This window comes from Vibrio sp. AND4, assembly GCF_000171815.1.
In the GTDB taxonomy this organism is placed as follows: Bacteria; Pseudomonadota; Gammaproteobacteria; order Enterobacterales; family Vibrionaceae; genus Vibrio.
Map to the genome: position 1 here is coordinate 1 of NZ_ABGR01000089.1, position 2,419 is coordinate 2,419.

A 2,419-nucleotide genomic window follows, 5' to 3' on the forward strand; every position below is an offset into this window, starting at 1 on the left:
AGCGACTCCGCAAAGCGACCAATTGAAGAACAGGTACAAACCACCAACTTTGCTTGTTCAGAAAGCTCACGGACTTTGTCTTGTACTGATTTCGTCACCTTAGATTCGTCCTCTCCAGCAACCAAACGCTTTAGCAACTCAGCATCGGCAAAGTTTGCGACGTTTAAATCAGGTGCGAGCTCTTTTATCAGTTCGGAGAAAGATGGAATGTGTACGGGTGAAGTATGAAGAAAATATAGGTCGTATGGCTTCATGCTAAGTTGTCGATTTTTAGTTCAATTTCGACAACTTAGCACAAGGCGATGGGAATTAATGCGATCAGAGTTACTGTTGTGCTTCCCAAAGGCCAAGAAAGTACTTGCCGTAAACCACTTCGGTTTGCATATGCATAATCAGTAGAAAGGCAATCAAAGCTAATACTATACGATTGAAATAACGACTGACTTTGGTACGGACTTTTATATCGAATACACCGATATGAATACCAACATAGGCAAGGGATAAACCAACAAAACAGCGAGTAACCAACCTAGGTAGCCTGATATCGCCATTTCCTCGTAACCGATCATAATACCTCCACAATGAATACGACGGGAACTTCTTCAGTATTCATCATCTTAAGGAGTCGGAATGTCAGAATTCGCACAGCTGCGATCTGTGACCAAAAAGTCATTAAATAAGTTAGCTACTTATTTATAAAATCCTGAGAAAGCAAAAAATCTTCTGCCATTTTCGGCGAAGTGATGTGGATGAACTCGATAGGCGAACCTTTTAGGTCCTCCTTCAGTTTTAAATAACGCTTCCGATTCTTTCGGTAATTCTTAACCGACCACCAAATAATCGAATCCTTACTCAAAAACGCTTTTCTAAAACTTTCTCTATTTCCAGTTCCTTCCCAAAACTCTTCTTGAGTCCATCCCCTTTCAATAGCACGAGTTGCGGAGCGATAAGTGGTGATAGAACGTGAATAATCGAGCCAGATGATGGTATCGACCCTTTGCCATTTGTATGGTTGTGTTCTGCTGTAGTTCCCGTCGAGTACCCAAGCGTCTTGTTTAGTCACGTCCACGACTTTATAGAAGAACGTCTCATCATCGAGTTCTTTCCAATCGGGAAGCCAGAACAACCTGTCCATTTCTATGTACGTGACACCTAATTTCATTGCAAGCTGCTTTGAAAACGTCGATTTGCCGCTTCCGCTGCTGCCTACTACATTGATCCTTTTCATTAAATCCTCCTAGGTGACCGTACCAAATTGACAAAGAGCGACGCATTCCAACTATAGGTAAGTCTGGAAAATGCGGAGGCGGGATACTAATGATTACGCTTTAAAGTTCTAGCGTTGATTCAATGAGATGTGAAGTCACGCGCATAAAAAAGCCTCCAGCGAAGGAGGCTTGCAACAACTAATGGGCTAATTACAACTTATCCCATGCGTCCGACCAATAAACGGTTTCACCTGGCGCATAAGAAGGGTTTGCACACCACCCTGTGTAAGGCCACGGTTTACATTGATACAAGTTACCGTCTGAGCCCGTAACAATCTCACCAGCTTCATAGGCTTTTCCGGCTTCATACGCAGGGTAGCCACTGCCATCAGATACTGTCACTGCTCGTTGAGCTGTTGCAGTCTGGTTCGCGCTATCGGTTACACGGTAAACTAGGTTGTAAACGCCAAGTGTATTAACATCTACGCTACCTTCTACCTTTACTTGGCCAGTCAAGTCACCGTCTTCTGCGTCAATAGCTTTCACTCCAGCCATTGGATCAAATGCTTCACCAAGTTGGATAGTCGTGTTCGCGACACCTTCGAATTCTGGAACAAGGCTGTATACTACAACGGTTCTTGTTTGCTTAGTTTCATTGTTGTCGCTGTCTTTTACACTGTAAACCAAAACATAGGTACCGACAGTGTTTACATCAACAGAACCTTCTACATTGATGCTATTAGTTAAGTCTCCATCTTCTTTGTCTGAAGCGGTCACACCTGCGTGAGGGTCGAATGAACTGCCATGTTGCACACGCACGTCATTGATGCCATTGAATACTGGCTCACCTTCGCTTGACGGTGGTGGTGTCTGACCATGAACAAACGGACCATAATCTTTGACGAATTTTTCACCATACGCCTGACCGTCTTTGTTTGTGCCCATGTCCCAGTTTACTGACCATGTCATTACGCCGCGAAGTGCCTGACCTTGCGCTTTTAGCTGCTCGAAAGCATCGTAAAGATCTTGAGGATCCTGAACAAAACCTGTTGCTGCAGCGTCGATGTTTGATGGAATACCAAACACCAATTTATCGTGAGGGATTTTGTGGAAACCACGAGTACCATTCGATAGAGAATCAGAAATGTAATAGATGAATTCTTGTTTTAGCGCATCATTGTTTTGAGCAATCCAACCTACGCCGTCAACCC

2 protein-coding genes and 2 pseudogenes are annotated in these 2,419 nt (G+C 43.8%); all 4 read right to left on the bottom strand.

Annotated elements, in window-relative coordinates:
- A pseudogene (locus tag AND4_RS18750) lies at positions 1-254 on the bottom strand (amino-acid racemase); the annotation flags it as partial.
- A gap of 70 nt (positions 255-324) precedes the next feature.
- A pseudogene (locus AND4_RS20600) lies at positions 325-569 on the bottom strand (hypothetical protein).
- Between the two features lie 116 nt (positions 570-685).
- Positions 686-1,228 (bottom strand): (d)CMP kinase, encoded by a 543-nt coding sequence (locus tag AND4_RS18760; protein WP_009844566.1) that lies wholly within the window; start codon positions 1,226-1,228, stop codon positions 686-688.
- Positions 1,229-1,418: 190 nt separating this feature from the next.
- Positions 1,419-2,419, bottom strand: a 1,001-nt coding sequence (locus tag AND4_RS18765) for an immunoglobulin-like domain-containing protein (protein WP_009844567.1), incomplete at its 5' end; no start/stop codon positions are given.